The sequence below is a fragment of the Peribacillus sp. NPDC097295 genome (genome assembly GCF_044761665.1).
Taxonomy (GTDB): Bacteria; Bacillota; Bacilli; order Bacillales; family DSM-1321; genus Peribacillus.
This window is the reverse complement of the sequence record NZ_JBIWCW010000004.1, coordinates 203,775-225,870: the sequence shown is the minus strand read 5'-3', so window position 1 is coordinate 225,870 and position 22,096 is coordinate 203,775. Positions and strand designations below refer to the sequence as shown.

Here is a 22,096-nt window from a genome sequence, read left to right as displayed (position 1 = left end):
AATGGTGTCGTTTACAATATAAAGGTCAGACTTCTGACGTTACCATCCTTTGGAGGTTAGTGAAGGTTAAGTAGACAATAAAAGGGGAATATAAAAAAGGAATATAAAAAGGGTATAATACTATTTATTGGAGGGAATTAGCATGGAAAAAAATTCAGCATTTAAACGCATTTTTGTAGTCGTAATGGACTCAGTTGGGATTGGCGAAGCACCGGACGCAGATTTGTTCGGCGATAAAGGAGCAGATACACTGGGGCATATTGCGGAGAGAATGAATGGATTGAACATGCCGAATCTTTCGAAAATGGGATTAGGTAACATACGTGACATCAAAGGTATCGAAAAAACAGAGCAACCGATTGCTTATTATACGAAAATGAAAGAAGCTTCCACAGGAAAAGATACAATGACTGGGCACTGGGAAATTATGGGTCTTAATATTTCGACACCATTTCAAGTATTCCCGAACGGTTTCCCTGAGTTATTAATCAATGAACTTCAAGCGAGAACAGGCCGTTCGATCATTGGGAATATTCCAGCAAGCGGAACCGAAATTATTGAAAGACTTGGCGAAGATCATATGAAAACGGGTGCATTGATTGTATATACATCTGCTGATTCTGTTTTACAGATTGCAGCTCATGAGGATGTCGTTCCGTTAGAAGAGCTATACAAGATCTGTGAAATTGCCCGTGAATTAACGATGGCTGATGAATTTAAAGTGGGACGCGTTATCGCAAGGCCTTTCAATGGTGAATCGGGATGTTTCAAAAGAACACCTAACCGCCATGATTATGCCTTGAAACCATTTAATAGAACGGTAATGGATGAAATGAAAGATGCCGGGCTGGATGTATTGGCAATCGGCAAAATTTCAGATATCTTTGATGGAGAAGGGGTCACTGAATCATTACGGACTGTCTCCAATATGGACGGAATGGATAAATTGATCCAAACCATCGATCAGGATTTCAAAGGATTAAGCTTTTTGAATCTAGTCGACTTCGATGCTTTATATGGTCATCGTCGTGATCCGGAAGGTTACGGAAAGGCTTTGGAAGAATTTGATGCTAGAATGCCTGAAGTACTAGAGAAGCTAACGGAAGATGACTTGTTGATCATCACGGCAGATCACGGAAATGACCCGGTTCATGAAGGTACGGACCATACTCGTGAATATGTTCCTTTATTAGTTTATTCAAAACGTTACACAAAGGGTACCGAACTACCAGTAAGAGATACATTTGCTGATATCGGCGCGACGGTAGCTGCTAATTTTGATGTGAAAATGCCTACCTACGGGAAAAATATTTTGGGCGACTTGAAATAAGGGAGGGTATGTATGTTTGAGAAAATCGAAACAGCCGCTGAATTTATAAAAAGTAAGATAGATGGAACACCGGATATAGGCTTGATTCTTGGATCTGGTCTTGGCGTGTTGGCAGATGAAATTGAGAATCCGATTATCATCCCCTATCATGATATCCCGGAATTTCCTGTCTCCACAGTAGAGGGGCATGCAGGTCAGCTCGTCATTGGAGACCTCAGTGGCAAAAAGGTTGTCGCCATGCAAGGGCGTTTCCATTTCTATGAAGGATACTCGATGGGTAAAGTCACATTTCCAGTGCGTGTCATGAAACTACTTGGTGTTGAGCAGTTGATTGTAACCAATGCTGCTGGAAGTGTAAATGAAAGTTATTCACCGGGAGACTTGATGATCATTACGGACCATATCAATATGATGGGAGATAACCCGTTAATTGGCGCAAATGAAGAGCGTTTTGGTCCTAGGTTCCCTGATATGTCAGAAGCGTATAATAAAGAATTGCGGGAGAAAGCTAAAACGATTGCCTCAACACTTGGCTTGGATGTAAAAGAGGGCGTATATATCGGAAATACAGGACCGACCTATGAAACGCCTGCAGAAGTTAGAATGGCAAGAGTCCTTGGTGGGGATGCAGTTGGGATGTCCACTGTTCCTGAAGTTATCGTGGCTAGACATTGCGGGATGAAAGTACTCGGTATTTCTTGTCTGACAAACATGGCTGCAGGCATATTGGACCAGCCCCTGTCCCACTTAGAAGTTATTGAAACGACTGAAAAAGTGAAAAGTGGTTTCTTGGAATTTGTAAAGGCCATAGTCAAAGATTTATAAAACGAGTTTAAACAATAAAAGTACAGTGAAAATTAGCACTGTAAAGAATGGGGAATAACCTATATGAGAATGGTTGATTTAATTGCAAAAAAACGTGATGGAAAGACACTTTCAACTGAAGAAATAAAGTTTATTGTTGAAGGATTTACAAATGGTACCATTCCTGATTACCAGATGAGTGCATGGGCAATGGCCATCTACTTTCAGGAGTTAAACGAACAGGAACGTGCTGATCTAACTATGGCAATGGTTGAATCAGGAGATCAAATTGATTTATCGATGATAGAAGGCATTAAAGTCGACAAACATTCTACAGGCGGTGTTGGTGATACGACAACACTAGTGCTAGGGCCGTTAGTAGCTGCTGTAGGCGTACCTGTGGCAAAAATGTCAGGACGGGGTCTAGGCCACACAGGAGGAACCATCGATAAGTTAGAGTCCGTTAAAGGATTCCATGTGGAAATTGAAAATGACGAGTTCATTGAACTTGTGAATAAAAATAAAATAGCGGTTATCGGTCAAAGTGGAAACTTGACTCCTGCCGATAAAAAACTTTATGCATTACGTGATGTTACGGCTACCGTCAATAGTATTGGTTTAATTGCTGGTTCAATCATGAGTAAGAAAATTGCTGCCGGTGCCGATGCTATTGTACTTGATGTAAAAACAGGTGCAGGCGCATTCATGAAGACACTAGAAGATTCCGAAAAATTAGCACATGCTATGGTGAGCATCGGGAATAATGTTGGCCGTAATACGATGGCAGTCATTTCAGACATGAGCCAGCCGCTAGGTTACGCGATTGGAAATGCTTTAGAAGTAAAAGAAGCTATCGATACGCTTAAAGGGGAAGGTCCGGAAGATTTAACGGAACTATCTTTAACGCTTGGAAGTCATATGGTGTACCTTGCTAAAAAGGCAAGCTCACTTGAAGAGGCAAGAACCCTGCTTGAAAATGCGATCAAAGATGGTTCTGCGCTCCGTTCATTCAAGATCTTCTTAGAGGCACAAGGAGGAGATGGCTCAGTTGTAGAACAGCCAGAAAAACTTCCGCAGGCTGCTTATACATTTGAGCTTGAAGCAAAAGAAGATGGATATGTATCGGAAATAGTAGCGGATGAAATCGGCACGGCTGCGATGCTTCTAGGAGCTGGACGAGCTACTAAAGAATCTGAAATTGATTTGGCCGTAGGTCTTATGCTTCGTAAGAAAATTGGGGAGTCTGTCGTAAAAGGTGAATCCCTTGTTACAATCTACAGTAACTTTGAAGATGTTTCGAAAGTAAAAGAAAAATTGTATGAAAATATCACCGTTTCGAAAGAAAAAGTCGAAAAACCAACATTAATCTATAAAGAAATCATGGAATGATTTCTCTTTAAGCAGGTCACCCTTTTAAAGGGTGACCTTTTATATTTTACTCAGGAAGGAGAGGGTGCAACATATCCTCTCCTTTTATAATTCTTTGTTAACCTGAAATTTCTCCTATCGTAAATAATTCCGGTTGATTTTCTGTATAAAAATGGGTTATATGGAAAAAATGAAACTATAAAGATTGGAGGCTATGGAGATGAAGCGGATTCTTTCTCTATTTTTAATCGTGTTAATGGCAATGGGCTTTAGCATCCCGCATACTCAAGCATCAGAAAAAAAAGGTGTGGACCTAGCGGCAAATGCAAAATCAGCCATTTTAATTGAACGGGATACAGGAACTGTTTTGTATGATAAAAATGCAAATGAACGTCTTTCGCCTGCTAGCATGACAAAAATCATGACGATGCTACTCATTATGGAAGCAATCGATAAAGGCGAACTCAGCATGAAGGATAAAATCAGAACGAGTGAGTATGCGGCATCGATGGGAGGTTCTCAAATCTTTCTGGAATTAGGAGAAGAGATGACAACTGAACAAATGCTCAAGGGTATTTCGATTGGTTCGGCAAATGATGCATCGGTTGCTATGGCAGAACATCTTGCTGGATCTGAAGAAGAGTTCGTCAAGAAAATGAATCAAAAAGCAAAAGACCTCGGATTGAAAAATACAAAGTTTCAAAATGCAACAGGCTTACCAGTCAAGGACCATTACAGTTCAGCACATGATATGTCTATCATGGCTAAGGAATTGTTGAAGTATGACATGATCACAAGATTCACGGGTACATACGAAGATTATCTTCGTGAAAATACAGATAAGAAATTCTGGCTTGTTAATACGAACCGACTCGTAAAATTCTATCCGGGAGTCGATGGATTAAAAACAGGATTTACAAATGAAGCGAAATATTGTTTGACGGCTACGGCGAAAAAGGGAAATATGCGGGTAATTGCCGTGGTATTCGGGGCGGCTAATCCGAAGGAAAGAAACGCTCAGGTAACGAAAATGCTGGATTATGCCTTTTCACAATATATCACCTATCCAATTTACAAACGGGGAGAAGTGCTAGGCGAGTCCAGGGTGAGCAAAGGCAGCAAGAAAATGGCAGTAGGTGTGACGAGTGAACCTATATCTGTTTTGACGGCCAAAAGCGGGGCCGCAAAAGACTTTACTAAAAAAGTGATTCTAGATAAAGATCTCAAGGCTCCAATCAAAAAAGGAGATCAAATTGGTACGCTCCAGTTGATTAAAAATGGAAAAGTGTATGTCGAATCGCCGATTGTTTCGAAGGAAACTGTTGAAAAGGCCAGCTGGTGGCAACTGTATAAACGGGCATTCGGCATGTTTACACAAACCAAATGATTTAATTGTCGTAAAGGCTTGTAAATATACTAGTTTAGGCGAATGGACACTAGTTTTGCCATGAAGAAGGAATCTGCAGATTAAACAGAGAATTTGACTCATTATAAGACAGTGAAGGAGGCTGTATATAGTGAGTCTTACGATTGAAATGGAAGCGAAAAGTAGAATATTATGCATTCGTCTCAAAGGTGATTTAGATCATCATACAGCAGAAAAGTTAAAAAAACAGGCTGAGGCGGCCATTCAAAAGCATGATATCCAGCATATTATCCTGAACTTAGAAGAATTGCATTTCATGGACAGTTCCGGACTGGGCGTCATAATAGGCCGTTATAAACAGGTACACCAGAAACAGGGCGAAATGGTTGTTTGTGCAATTTCTCCAGCAGTAAAGCGGTTATTTGAGATGTCAGGTTTGTTTAAAATTGTTAAACTAGAACTATCCGAACAAAACGCTTTGCAAAGACTGGGGGTTGCCTAAAATGAAAAATAAGATGGAAACAAAATTTTCTGCACTTAGCCAAAACGAATCTTTTGCCAGGGTGACGGTTGCGGCATTCATTGCCCAATTAGATCCGACGATGGATGAATTGACGGAGATTAAGACGGTCGTTTCGGAAGCAGTCACGAATTCGATTATCCATGGATATGAGAACGATCCGGAAGGGTGGGTGTACATATCTGTGGTCATTGAAGACGATATGGTCGAAGTGACGATCCGTGATGAAGGTCTTGGCATTGAAGATGTCGAGGAGGCTAAACAGCCGCTGTTCACCACAAAACCTGAACTTGAACGTTCGGGTATGGGATTTACCATCATGGAGAACTTCATGGATGAAATCCATATCATTTCCCATAAAGGCGAAGGAACGATCATTCGATTAAAAAAGCACTTAACTATAAGCAGAGCTTTGTGCAATTAAGGGAGACTTGCATATGGATGTGGAGGTTAAATACGAGAAGAGCAAGAAAGGCCAGACCCATTTAAAAGATGAGGAATTACGGAGGCTGATTAAACTCAGCCAGAGTGGAGATCAGGATGCAAGGAATTTAATTGTCAATAGCAATTTAAGGCTTGTATGGTCGGTTGTCCAAAGATTTCTCAATCGTGGCTATGAACCGGATGATTTATATCAGATTGGCTGTATTGGGTTATTAAAATCAGTTGATAAATTTGACTTAACGTTTGAAGTGAAGTTCTCAACGTATGCTGTCCCCATGATCATCGGGGAAATTCAACGGTTCATTCGTGATGATGGTACGGTTAAGGTTAGCCGTTCCTTAAAGGAAATGGCCAATAAAATCCGTAGGGCCAGAGAGGAACTTTCAAAAACGTATGGTCGTGTTCCGACGGTCAACGAATTGGCAGCACACCTTGAATTATCACCTGAAGAAATTATCATGGCCCAGGAAGCTAGCCGTACTCCTTCTTCCATACATGAAACTGTTTATGAAAATGATGGAGACCCGATTACTCTTCTCGACCAGATTGCCGACCATAATGATACTTCGTGGTTCGATCAAATCGCCTTAAAAGAAGCCATCCAAGAATTGAATGAACGTGAAAGGTTAATTGTTTTCCTCAGGTATTATAAAGACCAGACTCAATCTGAAGTAGCGGTAAGGCTTGGTATATCCCAAGTTCAAGTGTCGCGGCTGGAGAAAAAAATCCTTCAGCAAATGAAAGACCACATGAATCGTTGATTCATGTGGTCTTTCATTTGCTGGGAGAAAAAGTGGATTTATGGAAATAGTAAGGAAGTAAAGTAGAAGTCAGTCATAAATTTTTATGAAAAATGAAGAGAAAACAAAATTTATGGTTGAATTCAGTGGTAAAAACGAATATTATAGTAAAGGTCGCCGGTTTCATTCGGATTTAAATCTATTTTCTCAAGGTTCTTTTCAGTCTGGAATACGGAAGATGAAGAACTAATTTAAGGTCCCCTTAGTACAAACGGTTGAAATGGGTGTTTCCTTTAATATGGAGGTCAGAAAATGTTTTTAGAAAAGTTTTTTTCCTTAAAAGCAAATGGGACGAATGTTCGCACTGAGGTTATGGCGGGTGTTACGACATTTTTCACCATGGTTTATATTATTATTGTGAATCCTGCTTTATTATCTTCGATTGGAATTCCTTTTGAACAGGTGTTTATGGCAACGGTCATATCTGCTGTCCTGGGTACACTCATTATGGGTTTGTTAGCGAAATATCCGATAGCAGTTGCACCGGGCATGGGACTCAATGCTTATTTTGCCAGTGTGGTCGGAGCACAAGGTCTTTCTTATCAAACCGTATTCGGAACAGTTTTCATTGCAGGTCTATTATTCATTTTGGTCAGTGTGACAAGTTTACGCAAAATGATTATAGAGGCCATTCCAAATTCGTTGAAATACGGAATCACATCTGGAATTGGTTTATTTATCGCCTTTATGGGCTTGAAAAATGCAGGGATTGTCGTACCAAATGAGTCAACGATGGTAACGCTTGGGGATTTACACCAACCGGGTACTGTTCTGGCGCTTAGTGGCTTGTTATTAACATTAATTTTGATGGCGCGAAATGTTAAAGGAGCGATCTTCATTGGAATGATCGTAACAGCCATCATTGGTTACTTTATGGGGATGCTGAAGTTTGATGGTGTGTTATCGACACCACCTGCACCTATATTTTTTGACATTGATATTACTGGAGTATTTAGTAATTCTCTATATACAGTCGTTTTTGCCTTTTTGCTTGTAACGATCTTCGATACGACTGGAACATTAATCGGAGTGACAGAACAGGCAGGATTGACGAAGGATGGGAAAATCCCTCGAGCCAAAAAAGCATTTTTAGGAGATGCGATTGCGACGACAGTTGGCTCTATGTTTGGAACAAGCCCATCCACTGCTTATGTTGAATCGAGTACAGGGGTGGCAGCTGGAGGCCGTACAGGCTTAACGGCAACAGTCGTGGCCATCCTATTTGCCCTGTCGGTTTTCTTTTCACCATTAATATCCGCTATTTCTTCCGTTTCGGCCATCACTGCACCTGTTTTGATCATTGTTGGTTGCTTTATGATGGAAGGTCTGGCAAAAGTAAATTGGAAAGCTTTCGATGAAGCTTTTCCCGCATTTGCCATCATTTTGACGATGCCACTTACTTCAAGCATATCGACAGGAATTGCAATGGGTTTCATCACTTATCCCTTGATGAAACTGTTTAGTGGAAATGGAAAATCGGTTCACCCGCTTATTTATATTTTTGGCGTAGTATTCTTAATTCAAATGATCTTTTTCCCAACTCATTAATTGAATGACATCTAACTAAAGACATGCTGACTTCCAGCATGTCTTTTTTCTTTTTCACATTTCTGGAATTAGTAATATTTGGACATCGTTCTCTTCCTGCATTTTCACTCTGTTTCCAATCCATACTAGTATCATAAGGAAATAAAAGGTCGGGATGTGAAAGCGATGGCAGTCATATATACCAGGATGAGGAATCGAGTACATGTCAAGGTAAACCAAAAGGTAAGGATAAAGGATGTTGCAAAAATAATCGGTCCAGAAGAATTAATTTCGAAAATCGACGAAACTCTTTTATTGACGGTGAATAGTGAAGATAAAAATATCATCATCATCGATTTGGCCCAGCTCATCATGGCGATACAAGCAATCGAACCACATATTGAAGTAGAGACAATTGGGCCATCCCAGACGATTATTGAAGTCATTTATTCCAAAAGGAAAATGTCTTTCATTACCTTTGCCGTTATTTGGTTCCTCTTGTTTATTGGAGGGGGGATCACCATCATGAATTTCCATGTCGATGTCAGTATGGCGGAAGTCCATCAAAAACTCTTTACGCTGATAACAGGAAGGGTGGATGAAAAGCCTCTATTGATTCAAATACCCTATAGTTTTGGACTTGGCATTGGAATGATTTTATTTTTTAATCATTTCTTTAAGAAGCGTTTTAATGAAGAACCTAGCCCGCTCGAGGTGGAAATGTTCAATTACCAGCAGGATTTAGACCGTTACGTCATTATGAATGAAAATAATGAGAGTGTGCGACATCTCGATGACAGGTAATATCATCTTCGGGATTTTTGTAGGGCTAGCCGGAGGTATTGCTACAGGTGCTGGTTTTGTAGCGTTTCTGACTGTGCTTGGTGTGATACCAAGACTGACTCAGCTGACGAAAACGTTAAAAATGGTTCGCTTTTATGAAGCGGCCATTATATCGGGAGTGGTTGGGGGAACATGGTTTGGCCTGCAGGGGACTATCTTTTCTCTTCCTAGCATTTTATTGATTCCCATTGGTCTCGCAGATGGGATTTTTAATGGAATGCTTGCAGCGGCCTTGACCGAGGTATTGAATGTTTTCCCTATCCTCTCTAAACGAATTGGGATACAAGATAAAATCATTTACCTTCTTATGGCACTTGTTTTAGGTAAAATAGTTGGTTCGCTATTTCAATGGATTTATTTTATCGATCTATAATCATGACCATACGCATACCTGATGATGAAAGGAGGGCTCCAGATGGTGACCAAACGGAAAGTGATATTGATAACGGATGGAGATGTATATGCAAATCGCGCAGTGGAACTGGTGGCTAGAGAAATCGGAGGACGCTGCATTTCTATGTCACAGGGTAATCCGTCACGATATACGGGTTTGGAGTTAGTGGAGCTCATAAAGCAAGCGAAGCATGACCCCGTCTTGGTCATGTTCGATGATAGTGGCTTCATTGGGGAAGGATTTGGTGAAACGGCGATGAGAGTGGTTGCAAGCCATCCTGACATCCATGTCCTTGGCGTTATTGCCGTCGCCTCCAGAACTAGGAGAGAAGAATGGACCAAGGTCGATGTTTGCATAGACAGGGACGGACAACTGACGGAGAATGGGGTCGACAAATTTGGGGCCCAGGAATACGAAATCGGAAAAATCACGGGCGATACGGTTTACTGCATTGATGAATTAAAGGCTCCAATCGTTGTTGGAATTGGGGATATTGGAAAAATGTCACACCAGGATGACTTTAAAAAAGGAGCACCAATCACAAAACTTGCGGTGCAAATTATATTGGAAAGGAGTGGTCTTGATGGCATCAGAGGATAAACAAAATATGAAGCCCATCCCGAGTAAAGTGGTGGAAGTTGATTCCTACATGGAAGATAAGGTCGGTCTAGGTGTCAGTTTTGATTTAGGAGTAAGAAAAATAAAAGTATTAAGAAAAGATATTCATCTCTATTATGTGAATGGACTTACGGATGCGGAGTTCATCATTGAACTTCTTAACTCGATGGTCCATTCCGAAAACACAGAATTGAAGACGACCAAGGTGTTTGATTTCATTAAAAACTTGCTCGTTCACCAATCAGTTCAAGAAATAAAAACGATGGATGAGTTGGTTGATCAAGTTCTTTCGGGCTTAGTTGTCATTGTCATCGATGGATATGACGTAGCTTTGGTTGTTGATGTCAGGAGTTATCCAGGACGGCAGCCGGAAGAACCAGATACAGAAAAAGTTGTCCGTGGATCGAGAGATGGATTTGTTGAAAATATCATCGTGAATACCGCTATTACTAGACGGAGAATCCGCGATGAGAGATTACGTTTTGAAATCATGAAAGTGGGGGAACGCTCAAAAACGGATATTGCCATCGGGTACATAAAAGACATAGCAGACCCGGGATTAATTGAGATCGTTCGTGAAAAATTGAAAGATATTAAAATAGATGGATTAACGATGGCCGATAAGACGGTAGAAGAGTTTATCGTTAAACAAGGATATAACCCATATCCGCTTGTCCGTTACACAGAGAGGGCTGATGTGGCGGCAACACACTTGCTAGAGGGTCATGTGCTGGTTTATGTGGATACTTCACCTAGTGTCATCATCACCCCTTCTACCCTTTTCCATCATATGCAGCATGCGGAAGAATACAGGCAATCTCCTGCTGTCGGCACCATGGTGCGATGGACGAGGTTTCTCGGGATAGCGGCCTCGTTATTTTTGCTTCCTTTATGGTTGTTGTTTTGTTTAGAACCGCATTTTCTTCCGGATAAGCTGGAATTTATCGGTCCGAGTGAAAAAACGCATATTCCGCTTGTTGTCCAAATTTTCATTTCGGATATCGGGATTGAGTTTTTAAGGATGGCGGCCATCCATACTCCGACTCCACTATCCACTGCCATGGGATTAATCGCTGCAGTATTGATTGGACAGATTGCGATTGATGTAGGGTTATTTGTCCCGGAAGTCGTTCTATATGCGTCCGTAGCGACCATAGGAACGTTTGTTACCCCGAGTTTGGAATTGGGTGTCGCCAATAAACTTGCTCGATTGGCCTTGATCGTTTCGGTGGCTTTATTTAAAATGCCTGGCTTGATCATAGGCATAACGCTTTATATCATATTATTAACAAGCATAAAAGCGTTGAATACTCCGTATCTATGGCCATTAATTCCATTTCAGCCGAGGGCCCTGTCTCATATTATATTAAGAAGACCTTTCCCGGGCTCTAGAGAACGACCGAGTATCGTCCATCCTCAGGACAAATATAGACAGCCTAAGAAATCTTAAGGTTGATGTTGTCGAAAAGTTGTGTTAATTTAATTTTATTCGAATAAAGCAGTAAAGTGGCTTTACAAAGAGTTTAAAACTCTTTGAAGTTAAACCAATCTGACTTCGAACTAACCGTAATTATATTGATGGATCATGTATTAAACAGGTAGATAGGATGAAAATGGATAAGAATAGCTCAAAGGGGCTAAACCTTTTTCTCATAGGGAAAACCCTCTTGAGCACCCCTATCTTGAACCGTAAGTTTTGAGTCAGGAAGGTGAGACTAATATGCATATGTATGGAACGAGTCATGTAAACGATCAAGGACATCTCGAAATTGGCGGTGTGGACACAGTTGAATTGACCGAAAGGTTCGGAACGCCGTTATACGTTTATGATGTAGAATTGATACGCGAGCGGGCAAGGGGTTTTAAACGAACATTTGAAGAATTGGGGATACCGGCGCAGGTGGCATATGCGAGTAAAGCATTTTCATCGATTGCCATGATCCAATTGGCAGAACAAGAGGGGCTATCTCTCGATGTCGTCTCGGCAGGGGAATTATATACAGCGATTAAGGCCGGTTTTCCAGCTGAACGCATTCATTTCCATGGAAATAATAAAAGTATAGAAGAGTTACACATGGCACTGGATAATCAAATAGGTTGCATTGTTGTGGACAACTTTTCTGAATTGACGCTACTTGAAGAGATTTGTTCAAATCGTGAAGAAAGCGTCCAAATCCTTTTACGTGTGACACCTGGTATTGAAGCTCATACACATGATTATATTTTAACGGGGCAGGAAGATTCAAAGTTCGGTTTCGATCTTATTAATGGACAGGCCGAAAATGCCCTGAACCAAGCGATAAAAAGCAACTGGCTTGAAGTTCTCGGGTTGCACTGTCATATAGGTTCACAAATCTTTCAAACAACAGGGTTCCTTCTGGCTGCCCAAAAAATTATTGGAAAGCTGAAAGAATGGCATAAATCAATAGGTTTTCAGCCAAAGGTGTTGAATCTTGGTGGCGGATTCGGCATCCGTTATACAGAAGAAGACGATCCGCTTCCAGCTTCTCAATATGTAGAGGAAATTGTGAGGGAAGTGCAAAAACAGATTGCCGATTCAGATATAGAAATGCCGGAGATTTGGATAGAACCTGGTCGCTCCTTGGTCGGGGATGCAGGTCTAACCTTATACAAGGTCGGTTCCGAAAAGGAAGTTCCGGACGTTCGTAAATATTTAGCCGTTGATGGGGGCATGAGCGATAATATTCGTCCTGCTCTATATGAAGCTAAGTATGATGCCGTTCTTGCTAATCGCCCGCTTGATCCAGTTGAGGAAACGGTGGCCATTGCAGGGAAATGCTGTGAAAGCGGAGATATGTTGATTTGGGATTTGCCCTTGCCAAAAGCTGGACGCGGAGATATTTTAGCTGTTTTCTGTACAGGTGCATATGGGTATTCCATGTCTAACAATTATAACCGGATCCCAAGACCAGCGGTGGTTTTCGTTGAAAATGGGGAAGCTCGTTTAGTCATCAAGCGTGAAACGTTCGATGATCTCATCCGCCAGGATTTAGCCTTCCACGAAGCAGTAGGCCATAATAAAGAATAATCATGGCAATCAAAAATAAAAAAAGGCAGAAACGTTGAAAACCAACGTGCTGCCTTTTACTATATATCCAGTTACGGTCAATGTTAATCAGCTGAAAAATGATTTAATAGCTTCTATTAAACTATTGAAAACATCCTTTAATTTATCCAGAAAAGATTGCCCTTCTTCGGATTCAAGGAAGTTGGACAATTTATCCTTAGCTTCCGTCAATTGATCTCCAACGGCGGTCCAGTCAATATTCAATTCTTTTAATTTATTAAATAAATCAATAAGGCTCTGAATTTGACCTTCATTTAAGACCAGGCCAAGGTCATTTGCCGCGGATTCTACAATCTTACGGACATCCTCCGTGGTGGCAGGAGGATTTTCTGCCATTTTCTCTTTTATTTTCGTCACTAGTGCAGAAGCTTCTTCCGTACCAATTTCATCTCCCAATTCAGCAGTGGTTACCATTTCTTCATTAGCTGCCTGTTTAACATCTTCAGAGATTGCTTTATCAGAAGAAAGCTCATATGCTTTGATGACCCCTGTCAATGCAGCTGTACCGGAAACTGGGATTGGTGCAGTAACATAGACGGTAGCATCCTTAACTCCAGCGGTTGCAAGTGCATTGATATACATTTCATCGGTAACCCAATTAATGTTTTTCGACTCCAATTTAAGTCCTGTACCTTTTTCCTCTAACGTAATGGCAGATGATGATATAGCTTTTGTTCCTATTAATCTGCTAGCAATGTAATCTCCTAAATACTCATGTTCTTCCGCATTGGTGACCGTCAGGATTTCCACGTCATCAGGGGCCTTCATCTCCGAAAGAAGCATGCTTTTTTGTTCTTTAGACAAATTCTCACCAAGCGTAACAATCATATCGCCAACGGCAGCATCCGCAAAGGCCTTATAAGGCAATAACAGACACAATAAAATGGTCACAATGACCCATTTTTTCATACTTTTCATGATTTTCCTCCTTAACTTTTCCTCTAAAAAATGGATTTCTTTAAAGGATTTTAACCTACTTAAAGGGTTACATTACAATGGACGAATCTAAGGGAAAAAAAGATACAGTTTTTCATGAAAAATTTTTTCCTGAATTAAATATGCCGCAAAAGTAACACCTCTTTATCATGTGAACGAAGAGGCCAGGCTGTGAAACCATTGTATCCTTTATCAATGTAGTAAAAACAGCGTAAGATTGCAAGTGAATTTGTCAAAATGTGCTAAGTTATAGTAGAATGAATTCGATATTTAAATAGTTAATCATAAAAATAAAGGGAGTATGGGATGAGAAAAAGCAATAAAACACTTTTACTTATGATGCTTGTTGTTGCTTTGATATGGGGAATTATCTACTGGGCATTCATCGCGTAGCACTAGAATATCTATAAATCAAGTGCTGAAAGTGATGTTGAAACGAAGAAAGTTTTTATGTATGATGTAAATGTCATAAGTGAGAGTACATCATAGCGTATTAACTAGATAAACAAGTAATTAATAAAAAACGTTATTTAGTAACGAGGGATATTATGTTGATTAAGTATAAGAAAAGTTATGAGAAATTTGCCATGGGGTTATTATCTTTCATGCCAAAGGAAAAAGAGATAAAAGTGCTTCGGAATACCATGAAGAATTATGAAACAGATGAAAACTTGCAGTTGTTCTTATGGAAAGATGAAGAAATTATCGGCCTGATTGGCATACAGATAAGTTCCGATTTCATCGAGATTCAACACATATCTGTCAATCCTTCTTTCCGTAAGCAAGGCATTGGCAAAGAAATGGTCAGGTCAGTGAAGGAACAATATCCTGACAAAGAATTAAAGGCCAACGAACATACTGAAAGTTTTATTGAAAAGTGTTAAGAAACTTATTCTAATAAGTGAATCGAAAATAGAGGAGCCTCTCATGAGCCGTCCTCTATTTTTAATTTCCTCTGAGAAAGTTGTCTGTTCCTTTCTAAAATGACTTCAGAACGATCACGTGTCGAATGCCTATTGACCAGCTCCAAATTAGTACAATCACTTTCCATGCACCAAGTGTATCCTTCTTCATTACATAAGGATTGACACTGTGCAAGTAAATCAGGGTCCTTGATGGGGAGGTTGATACTTTTATATGGCCTTTTAAGCAACATACGTTCATGTGTCTGCTGAAGCAAATCGATCAGGGCTTCTGAATCAAGGCCCAATTGTTGCAGCTCGGCTTTTTTCAAACGAAGGTTGGAGATGGCCTTTGCAAGAGTTCTAGAAGCTCCTGCGTTGTTGCCCCTGCGGTCATGGTAGAGTGCAACGGCGATTTGGATAAGTCCGACCCAATGTGAATCACGTTCTTTAGGAGCGGTTTCTTTCCAATATTCTTCAAGTATTTCATGACACTCAAAGTAATCCCTCGTTCCGTGAAAATGGACGAGAAATGAGAGATAGTCTTCAGGTAAATGCAATGGTAAGCCCCTCCTTTTAGCTGATGTTCTCTATAGATAAGACAGTTCTTGGACGTCTACCCACTTTCTCGGTATAAACACCATAGTACCATAAAAAAATGTCCTGAAAAAATAAGGAAAGCTGATTGCTATGCAATCAGCTTGTGTCGTCAGTATTCGATTATAACCAAGAAGCACCGACGATAACTAATAAAATGAATAATACTACGATAAACGCAAAACCTCCGCCAAAACCTCCTGCATTGCCACCCATAATAAGTACCTCCTTTGTTCTGCTTATCTTACATTCTTAGACTATGTTCATTTTACAAATATGATTGGGCAACGACCCATTAAAAAAAATCCTTATCGAGAAACTTTTAAATCAAGTGCTCCTTTATTTGTAATGGATAAAGAGCCGGCAATCCACTATACTTGAAATGAAGAAAAAGGCCTAATAAAAGGCCAATTAGATTTAAATGGGGTATTTTGATGGGTTATAATATTAAGATTGACGCATTCGAAGGACCGATGGACTTACTCCTTCATTTGATTAACCGTCTAGAAATAGACATTTATGATATTCCTATGGCTGATATCACCGAACAATACTTAGGTTACATCCATACCATGCAACATCTTGAATTGGATGTGGCAAGTGAATACCTGGTTATGGCTGCAACTTTGCTCGCAATCAAAAGTAAAATGCTGTTGCCTAAGCATGAAGATGAGCTTTTGATCGATGAGGATGGAGAAATATTCGAAGAAGATCCACGAGACGAGCTTGTGGAGAAACTATTGGAATATAAAAAGTACAAATCTGCCGCAGAAGAATTTAAAGGCCTGGAAGAAGAACGGAACTTGATATTTACTAAACCGCCAAGCGATTTGTCCGAATATGTAAAAGAAACGGAAAGTGAATTACAGGAGTTAAACGTTAGCCTTTACGATATGTTGGGTGCCTTGCAAAAGCTACTCCGCCGGCAAAAGATTCAAAAGCCCCTCTATACAAAAGTGACGAGACAAGAGATTTCCATTGAAAAACGCATGGAAGAAATCTTGACGGATCTCCAAACCTTTAAAGGGAAGAAAAGCTTTTTTGACCTTTTCCCAGAGCCAGTCAAGGAACATATAGTCATTACATTTTTAGCGGTGCTGGAATTGATGAAACTAAATGAAATTAAAGTGGAACAAGAAGATAATTTCTCGGAAATTATGATTGTAGCTAAGGAAGGTGTAGAACCAGTTGGAAGTTATTAATTGGAAAGGGATACTAGAGGCATTACTGTTTGCATCAGGAGATGAAGGTCTTTCCGTCAAGCAAATTGCCTCTGTCCTCGAAATTACGGAATATCAAGCGACGGACATCATCGAGAGTTTAAAGGAAGACTATCTCTCGGATTTACGTGGAATTCAAATTATTGAAATAGCCGGTGCTTTCCAGTTGGCAACAAAGAAAGAGCACTCTGATTACTTGAAAAAACTTGTGGAAACATCAGGTTCCCAGGGATTGACTCAGGCAGCTTTGGAAACATTGGCGATAATCGCCTATAAGCAGCCGATTACTAGAGCTGAAATAGATGAAATTCGCGGTGTCAAGACGGATCGACCACTTCATACTCTTGTTACGAAAGTCTTGATTAAAGAGGTTGGTAGGGCTGAAGGTTCAGGCCGAGCTTATTTATATGGTACAACGAAAGAATTCTTAGATTATTTCGGTCTGAATTCGATTAAAGAGTTGCCGCCCCTTGCCGATAATACAGAAGAAAACTTCGAAAATGGAGAAGCTGACCTGTTTTTCGAGAACTTCCAAAAAACAATCGAATAACATATTTTCATGATTTGTGATAATATAGAAAAAAATGGATGTTTGGAGGGGTGCAGTTGCACATTCTAGCATGCAATGGAGTTGGTCTTGAAAAAGGAAAACCAAATTCTCCAGAGGATTTCTTTAACCGTTCCACTGTAAAATACATAAAGGACGGCGAAGAAAAGATCTTGAATGTAGTATATCTTCGTTATTTCGATGAGCGGGTTACCCAATGGACGCCCTATCCCAAAGATCCCATTTTCAAAAGCCATTCTAGAGATATTTATATGGCTGATATTATTGCTTTGATTTGTTTGATTAAAGAACCAAGTTTGTCCAGCCGAAAGCGATTATATATAAATTCTGAAAAAGATTTAGCAAGTTGCTTCCTGGATCTGAATTTTCACAAATTAGAGGAAGTGTTTAGATCGATTGAACAAGCTAAACCATATGATATTAACACACATTTAGATTTTTATTTATCATAATCATTATGAGGAGGGTTTACGGTTGGGGAATACTTTGGTGAAATCACAGCTCGAGGATGTAAAAAGCTTTTTAGAGACGACAGTGGCTCAGTTAGAGGAGTTCTTGAATGAAACCACCTATACTAAATTGCAACAGGAAAAGAAGGGTGAGGAAAGCTACTATAAAGGAATACTCTCCAGTTTAAGAAGAATGCTTGTAAGTTGTGAGGAAGGCTTGGAAGCTTGTCAAATCGTTCTTAAAAATGAGGTTTTTAATAAAGCGGCTGCGGAAAAGACGCTATATAGAGTGTATCATCAATGTATAGAAGAGTATTTTTCTCCGAAGTCGGACCGTTGGTTTGAAGACAGTCGATCTGCTTATACGGGAAAGAATTCCATTAAGTTTCATCAAGCCGTGCCAGATAGCATTATCGCAATCTTAAAAACGGTGGAGAGTGGCTTTCAGAATATGAGGGAAGAACTTGAATTTTATGAAACGGATTATCGGACTAAGATGTTACAGTCTAGATAAGAGAACAGCAGGGTTTATAGCCTTGCTGTTTTTTTGTTTACGGTATTTCCTCTTGTGCTGAAACATAAAATACGCTGATGCCTTATTTTGAAATTTTTTGGGGGTGGCTTATTGGATATAAGACAATATGCATCAGAAGTTCGTGATTGGATAGAGGAAATGAAGAAATTCATGGATAGTGTAGATATCAATGAACCGCAACTGTTATCAAGTATAGAAAGGCTTTCACATTCGACACAATCATTAGTAACTGGGGATAAAGAAAGCGAAGAAATGGAAAATATCGATAAAGAAATCAGCAAAATTTATAAAGAAATTGAAGAAAGAGCGAAAAACATTAATATCAACTATGAAACAATGCAATCTGTTGGGATCGGAAAACATACACTACCTCCTTTGCCATACGCCTATGATGCACTTGAACCGATTATATCGGCTGAAATTATGCGATTGCACCACGACAAGCATCATCAAACATATGTTGATGGCTTAAATAAAGCAGAGTTAATGATGAAAAAGGCTAGAGAAACCAATGATTTTTCGCTTTTGAAACATTGGGAAAGGGAGGCTGCCTTCCATGGTTCGGGACATTACCTGCATACACTTTTTTGGGAAGGCATGATACCAGGAGGCGGTGGTCAGCCAAAAGGAGAGCTATATAAACAGATTGTAGGGGATTTCGGAAGTTTTGAGGCTTTTAAAGGTCATTTCAGTGAAGCGGCCAAACAGGTGGAAGGTGTTGGATGGGCAATCTTAGTCTGGGTTCCACGAGCACGTAGACTAGAGATCCTTCAATCCGAAAGACATATGATTTTGACGCAATGGGATACAATACCGATCCTGGTCTTGGATGTCTGGGAGCATGCCTATTACCTCCAATATAAAAATAATAGGGCTGCTTACGTAAAAAAATGGTGGAATGTTGTGAATTGGCCGCAAACAACTTTGCGTTTTAATAAAGCAAAAAAATTAACTTGGAAAAAACAATAGACAAGTTAAGGAGTTGTTTACGAAAAGAGAGGGAGAGACGGGACCAGAGGGTTCTGTCTTTTTTGTTTTAAAGCGAATTTCATTCTCAATTGTAAAATATTGTTATAAGAAATAGACCTTTCTATTTTTATTGAAATAACTTTAATCTTTGTTATTTTTATTCTTGATATAATAATAATTGTATGTTAAATAGACTAGTCAAGGGAATTTTAAATGTTTTTTATCTATATTAGTATAAAGATGTGGCAAAAATGTGAACATGACAATTATTAAGGTATATTTATTGACTAATTACTAAATAATAATTACTATAAATAGGAATCAATAAAATATTTCATTTGGAGGAATAATATTATGTCATTAATTAATAAACAAGTTGAAGACTTTAAAGTGCAAGCATACCAAGCAGGAGAATTCAAAGAAGTTACACTAGAAGACGTAAAAGGAAAATGGGCTGTATTCTTCTTCTATCCAGCGGACTTTTCATTCGTATGTCCAACAGAATTAGCTGATCTTCAAGATAACTATGAAACATTCAAAGAAATCGGTTGTGAAGTTTACTCGGTTTCAACTGATTCTCACTTCAGCCATAAAGGATGGGCAGATGCTACTGATACAATCGGTAAAATCGAATACCCAATGCTAGCAGATCCAGCACTAGCTCTATCTCGTCAATTTGGAGTATTAGTCGAAGAAGAAGGCATAGCTTTACGTGGTACTTTCATCGTAAATCCAGAAGGGCAAATCAAATCATATGAAGTGAATGACATGGGAATCGGCCGTAATGCTGAAGAACTTATTAGAAAAGTTCAAGCTGCACAATTCGTAGCAGAACATGGAGATAAAGTTTGCCCTGCTAAATGGACTCCAGGTGAAGATACATTAGAGCCAAGTTTTGACCTAGTAGGAAAACTTTAATTTTAGGATATTTCCCTATACATATATCAACTAGTTGATATATAAAACAGCTACGATTGACAAAAGGCACTTACTTCAATAAGTGCCTTTTGTCCTTTAAAAATAAAATTTTTTAAACAGCAAGGAGAACAACTATGGAAAAAATATATGATTTATTGATTATCGGGGGAGGACCAGCAGGTCTTTCAGCGGGGGTTTATGCCGGACGAGCAAAATTAAAAACGATCATCCTGGAAAAAGGAACGGGGGGAGGACAAGCTGCTACAACTTCAGAAATAGCAAATTATCCTGGAATCCGCAATATTTCCGGCCCAAAATTAGTGGAGGAAATGAAACTTCAAAACGAAGATTTCGGTGTGGAGTTCGCTAAAGTCGATGTAACAGGCGTTGATTTTTCTGGTGAGGTAAAAGTCGTTAAAACACTTAGTGGAGACTATCGTGCACGTGCTGTAATCATTGCAACGGGTGCCACTCCAAGAAAACTTGGATTCCCTGGAGAAGAAGAATTTACAGGTCGTGGCGTAGCCTATTGTTCAACTTGTGATGGAGAATTCTTTGAAGGATTGGAGGTTTTTGTCATCGGAGCAGGTTATGCAGCGGCTGAGGAAGCTATCTTCCTTACCCGATTTGCCACAAAAGTCACCATCATCGCCCGCGAATCAGCCTTCTCTTGTGCCCCTTCCATTGTCGATAAAGTAATGGCCAATGAGAAAATCGAGGTCAAATTCAATACAGAGATTCTAGGTGCTTATGGCGATGGCATGATTCAACGTGCCCGCTTCATCAATAACGTAACAAAAGAAGAGTGGGAATATGAAGCGAAGGAAGAAGACAGTACATTTGGTATTTTCGTGTTCATTGGTTATCAACCTCAAACGGCCATTTTCCAAGGCCATATTGAAATGGACCGTGCTGGCTATATTCTAACTGACGACGATATGAACACAAATGTAAAGGGTGTTTACGCAGCGGGTGACTTGAGACCGAAGTCCTTACGTCAGATCATTACAGCAGTATCTGATGGAGCGATAGCCGCAACGGACGCAGGTAAATACATCGCAGAAGAAAAAGACCGCTTAGGCATCAAAGATGAGCCGGAAGTGGAAAAACAGCAAGAGAAAAAGGAACAAGCGGCTGCACCAGCAGGTAAGAGCTCCTTACTGAGCGATACGTTAAGAGGCCAACTAAAAGGAATCTTCGATAAGATGGAGAATGACGTGACCTTAGTATCAATCGTGGATGAAAGCCTACCCAAATCGGTAGAATTACGTGACTTCTTATTAGATGTTGCCGAATTAGGGGATAAGCTTCATCTTGAGCTATATAATAAAGGCGAAAATAAAGATATGGAAGAAAAAGTGAATGCCGATAAATTCCCTGTAGTCTCCCTGTTGAATTCGAATGGGGAATACAGTGGTGTCAAGTACCATGGCGTACCAGGGGGGCATGAGCTGAACTCCTTCATTTTAGCCATCTATAATCTTGCCGGTCCAGGTCAAGCAATGGATTCAGCTGTCCGGGATTCAATCAAATCAATCAGCAAGAAGACAAATATTAAAGTAATGGTTTCTTTGGCATGCCACTTCTGCCCTGACGTTGTAGTTGGTGCCCAACGAATCGCGATAGAAAACCCGAATGTTGAAGCCGAAATGGTCGACATCAGTAATTTCCAAGACATTAAGAAAAAGTATAAAGTCATGAGTGTCCCGGCTATGATCATCAATGATGAGGAAGTAGTCTTTGGTGCTAAAAAAATCGATGAAATCGCTGCTTTATTAGTTTAATAGGAAGAATAAACCGATGGATGGACCTAACACAGTGTCTGTTTATCGGTTTTTTTATTGTTTTTTATATGTCCCTTCAAGTTTGTCATTATATATCTCCCCACCTGATTTGTTTC

Annotated in this window: 24 protein-coding genes; 21 read left to right on the top strand and 3 right to left on the bottom strand. The window is 39.9% G+C overall.

Features of this window, described 5'->3' with window-relative positions; all coding sequences use genetic code 11:
- Positions 1–142: 142 nt before the first annotated feature.
- The 13 genes from deoB (at position 143) to lysA (ending at position 13,063) form a co-directional block, all read left to right on the top strand.
- Positions 143–1,330 (top strand): phosphopentomutase, encoded by a 1,188-nt coding sequence (gene deoB / locus ACIQXN_RS09700; protein WP_402965533.1) that lies wholly within the window; start codon positions 143–145, stop codon positions 1,328–1,330.
- 12 nt (positions 1,331–1,342) lie between these two features.
- Positions 1,343–2,155 (top strand): purine-nucleoside phosphorylase, encoded by an 813-nt coding sequence (locus ACIQXN_RS09695; protein ID WP_402965530.1) that lies wholly within the window; start codon positions 1,343–1,345, stop codon positions 2,153–2,155.
- A gap of 63 nt (positions 2,156–2,218) precedes the next feature.
- Positions 2,219–3,523 carry a pyrimidine-nucleoside phosphorylase gene (locus tag ACIQXN_RS09690; protein ID WP_402965527.1) on the top strand — a complete coding sequence of 435 codons (1,305 nt, stop codon included), beginning with the start codon at positions 2,219–2,221 and terminating at the stop codon, positions 3,521–3,523.
- A gap of 199 nt (positions 3,524–3,722) precedes the next feature.
- The gene (locus tag ACIQXN_RS09685) at positions 3,723–4,889 is read left to right on the top strand and encodes a D-alanyl-D-alanine carboxypeptidase family protein (RefSeq protein ID WP_402965524.1); all 1,167 of its coding nucleotides are present in this window, start codon (positions 3,723–3,725) and stop codon (positions 4,887–4,889) included.
- Positions 4,890–5,019: 130 nt separating this feature from the next.
- Positions 5,020–5,370 (top strand): anti-sigma F factor antagonist, encoded by a 351-nt coding sequence (gene spoIIAA, locus ACIQXN_RS09680; RefSeq protein ID WP_402965521.1) that lies wholly within the window; start codon positions 5,020–5,022, stop codon positions 5,368–5,370.
- Between the two features lies 1 nt (position 5,371).
- Positions 5,372–5,812, top strand: a complete 441-nt coding sequence (spoIIAB, locus tag ACIQXN_RS09675) for an anti-sigma F factor (RefSeq protein ID WP_402965518.1) — start codon at positions 5,372–5,374, stop codon at positions 5,810–5,812.
- A gap of 13 nt (positions 5,813–5,825) precedes the next feature.
- Positions 5,826–6,593 (top strand): RNA polymerase sporulation sigma factor SigF, encoded by a 768-nt coding sequence (gene sigF / locus ACIQXN_RS09670; RefSeq protein ID WP_402965515.1) that lies wholly within the window; start codon positions 5,826–5,828, stop codon positions 6,591–6,593.
- A gap of 291 nt (positions 6,594–6,884) precedes the next feature.
- Positions 6,885–8,180 (top strand): NCS2 family permease, encoded by a 1,296-nt coding sequence (locus ACIQXN_RS09665; protein ID WP_402965512.1) that lies wholly within the window; start codon positions 6,885–6,887, stop codon positions 8,178–8,180.
- Positions 8,181–8,345: 165 nt separating this feature from the next.
- Positions 8,346–8,963 carry a stage V sporulation protein AA gene (locus ACIQXN_RS09660; protein ID WP_402965509.1) on the top strand — a complete coding sequence of 206 codons (618 nt, stop codon included), beginning with the start codon at positions 8,346–8,348 and terminating at the stop codon, positions 8,961–8,963.
- Positions 8,953–9,375 carry a stage V sporulation protein AB gene (locus ACIQXN_RS09655; protein WP_402965506.1) on the top strand — a complete coding sequence of 141 codons (423 nt, stop codon included), beginning with the start codon at positions 8,953–8,955 and terminating at the stop codon, positions 9,373–9,375. Before ACIQXN_RS09660 ends, ACIQXN_RS09655 begins: the two co-directional genes overlap by 11 nt.
- Before the next feature lie 42 nt (positions 9,376–9,417).
- Positions 9,418–9,996, top strand: coding sequence for a stage V sporulation protein SpoVABEA (gene spoVAEA, locus ACIQXN_RS09650; protein ID WP_402965503.1), 579 nt, complete (start codon positions 9,418–9,420; stop codon positions 9,994–9,996).
- Positions 9,980–11,464 carry a spore germination protein gene (locus ACIQXN_RS09645; RefSeq protein ID WP_402965500.1) on the top strand — a complete coding sequence of 495 codons (1,485 nt, stop codon included), beginning with the start codon at positions 9,980–9,982 and terminating at the stop codon, positions 11,462–11,464. The genes spoVAEA and ACIQXN_RS09645 overlap by 17 nt, the downstream gene beginning before the upstream one ends.
- A 270-nt stretch (positions 11,465–11,734) precedes the next feature.
- Positions 11,735–13,063 carry a diaminopimelate decarboxylase gene (gene lysA, locus ACIQXN_RS09640; protein ID WP_402965498.1) on the top strand — a complete coding sequence of 443 codons (1,329 nt, stop codon included), beginning with the start codon at positions 11,735–11,737 and terminating at the stop codon, positions 13,061–13,063.
- A gap of 87 nt (positions 13,064–13,150) precedes the next feature.
- On the opposite strand, the gene ACIQXN_RS09635 is transcribed toward lysA, so the two are convergent.
- Positions 13,151–14,020 (bottom strand): DUF1002 domain-containing protein, encoded by an 870-nt coding sequence (locus ACIQXN_RS09635; RefSeq protein ID WP_402965495.1) that lies wholly within the window; start codon positions 14,018–14,020, stop codon positions 13,151–13,153.
- Positions 14,021–14,586: 566 nt separating this feature from the next.
- On the opposite strand from ACIQXN_RS09635, the gene ACIQXN_RS09630 reads away from it, so the two are divergent.
- Positions 14,587–14,922, top strand: a complete 336-nt coding sequence (locus ACIQXN_RS09630; protein ID WP_402965492.1) for a GNAT family N-acetyltransferase — start codon at positions 14,587–14,589, stop codon at positions 14,920–14,922.
- Between the two features lie 41 nt (positions 14,923–14,963).
- Here ACIQXN_RS09630 and ACIQXN_RS09625 read toward each other — a convergent pair whose 3' ends face one another.
- Positions 14,964–15,500: a DUF309 domain-containing protein gene (locus tag ACIQXN_RS09625; protein ID WP_402965489.1), complete on the bottom strand. Its 537-nt coding sequence runs from the start codon at positions 15,498–15,500 to the stop codon at positions 14,964–14,966.
- A gap of 160 nt (positions 15,501–15,660) precedes the next feature.
- On the bottom strand, positions 15,661–15,753 hold the full coding sequence (locus tag ACIQXN_RS09620) for a YjcZ family sporulation protein (RefSeq protein ID WP_402869262.1): 93 nt from the start codon (positions 15,751–15,753) through the stop codon (positions 15,661–15,663).
- A 218-nt stretch (positions 15,754–15,971) separates the two neighbouring features.
- Between ACIQXN_RS09620 and ACIQXN_RS09615 the strand changes: the two genes are divergently transcribed.
- From ACIQXN_RS09615 to ACIQXN_RS09585, 7 genes are all read left to right on the top strand, one after another.
- Entirely contained in the window at positions 15,972–16,739 is a 768-nt protein-coding gene (locus ACIQXN_RS09615) for a segregation/condensation protein A (protein ID WP_402965486.1), read from the top strand.
- Entirely contained in the window at positions 16,726–17,307 is a 582-nt protein-coding gene (scpB, locus tag ACIQXN_RS09610; protein WP_402965483.1) for an SMC-Scp complex subunit ScpB, read from the top strand. The genes ACIQXN_RS09615 and scpB overlap by 14 nt, the downstream gene beginning before the upstream one ends.
- A 56-nt stretch (positions 17,308–17,363) precedes the next feature.
- Positions 17,364–17,777, top strand: coding sequence for a hypothetical protein (locus ACIQXN_RS09605; RefSeq protein ID WP_402965480.1), 414 nt, complete (start codon positions 17,364–17,366; stop codon positions 17,775–17,777).
- 22 nt (positions 17,778–17,799) lie between these two features.
- Complete coding sequence (locus ACIQXN_RS09600) at positions 17,800–18,288, top strand: YpuI family protein (protein ID WP_402965477.1); 489 nt, start codon at positions 17,800–17,802, stop codon at positions 18,286–18,288.
- Positions 18,289–18,399: 111 nt separating this feature from the next.
- On the top strand, positions 18,400–19,278 hold the full coding sequence (locus tag ACIQXN_RS09595; RefSeq protein ID WP_402965474.1) for a superoxide dismutase: 879 nt from the start codon (positions 18,400–18,402) through the stop codon (positions 19,276–19,278).
- A 354-nt stretch (positions 19,279–19,632) separates the two neighbouring features.
- Positions 19,633–20,196 (top strand): alkyl hydroperoxide reductase subunit C, encoded by a 564-nt coding sequence (gene ahpC / locus ACIQXN_RS09590; RefSeq protein ID WP_402965471.1) that lies wholly within the window; start codon positions 19,633–19,635, stop codon positions 20,194–20,196.
- Between the two features lie 134 nt (positions 20,197–20,330).
- On the top strand, positions 20,331–21,980 hold the full coding sequence (locus ACIQXN_RS09585) for an FAD-dependent oxidoreductase (protein WP_402965468.1): 1,650 nt from the start codon (positions 20,331–20,333) through the stop codon (positions 21,978–21,980).
- Positions 21,981–22,096: the final 116 nt, after the last annotated feature.

Bases quoted from the DNA above. Each gene is read 5' to 3' on its own strand.
- deoB (WP_402965533.1), top strand. From the start codon at position 143: ATGGAAAAAAATTCAGCATTTAAACGCATTTTTGTAGTCGTAATGGAC.
- ACIQXN_RS09695 (WP_402965530.1), top strand. From the start codon at position 1,343: ATGTTTGAGAAAATCGAAACAGCCGCTGAATTTATAAAAAGTAAGATA.
- ACIQXN_RS09690 (WP_402965527.1), top strand. From the start codon at position 2,219: ATGAGAATGGTTGATTTAATTGCAAAAAAACGTGATGGAAAGACACTT.
- ACIQXN_RS09685 (WP_402965524.1), top strand. From the start codon at position 3,723: ATGAAGCGGATTCTTTCTCTATTTTTAATCGTGTTAATGGCAATGGGC.
- spoIIAB (WP_402965518.1), top strand. From the start codon at position 5,372: ATGAAAAATAAGATGGAAACAAAATTTTCTGCACTTAGCCAAAACGAA.
- sigF (WP_402965515.1), top strand. From the start codon at position 5,826: ATGGATGTGGAGGTTAAATACGAGAAGAGCAAGAAAGGCCAGACCCAT.
- ACIQXN_RS09665 (WP_402965512.1), top strand. From the start codon at position 6,885: ATGTTTTTAGAAAAGTTTTTTTCCTTAAAAGCAAATGGGACGAATGTT.
- ACIQXN_RS09660 (WP_402965509.1), top strand. From the start codon at position 8,346: ATGGCAGTCATATATACCAGGATGAGGAATCGAGTACATGTCAAGGTA.
- ACIQXN_RS09655 (WP_402965506.1), top strand. From the start codon at position 8,953: ATGACAGGTAATATCATCTTCGGGATTTTTGTAGGGCTAGCCGGAGGT.
- spoVAEA (WP_402965503.1), top strand. From the start codon at position 9,418: ATGGTGACCAAACGGAAAGTGATATTGATAACGGATGGAGATGTATAT.
- ACIQXN_RS09645 (WP_402965500.1), top strand. From the start codon at position 9,980: ATGGCATCAGAGGATAAACAAAATATGAAGCCCATCCCGAGTAAAGTG.
- lysA (WP_402965498.1), top strand. From the start codon at position 11,735: ATGCATATGTATGGAACGAGTCATGTAAACGATCAAGGACATCTCGAA.
- ACIQXN_RS09635 (WP_402965495.1), bottom strand. From the start codon at position 14,020: ATGAAAAGTATGAAAAAATGGGTCATTGTGACCATTTTATTGTGTCTG.
- ACIQXN_RS09630 (WP_402965492.1), top strand. From the start codon at position 14,587: ATGTTGATTAAGTATAAGAAAAGTTATGAGAAATTTGCCATGGGGTTA.
- ACIQXN_RS09620 (WP_402869262.1), bottom strand. From the start codon at position 15,753: ATGGGTGGCAATGCAGGAGGTTTTGGCGGAGGTTTTGCGTTTATCGTA.
- ACIQXN_RS09615 (WP_402965486.1), top strand. From the start codon at position 15,972: ATGGGTTATAATATTAAGATTGACGCATTCGAAGGACCGATGGACTTA.
- ahpC (WP_402965471.1), top strand. From the start codon at position 19,633: ATGTCATTAATTAATAAACAAGTTGAAGACTTTAAAGTGCAAGCATAC.
- ACIQXN_RS09585 (WP_402965468.1), top strand. From the start codon at position 20,331: ATGGAAAAAATATATGATTTATTGATTATCGGGGGAGGACCAGCAGGT.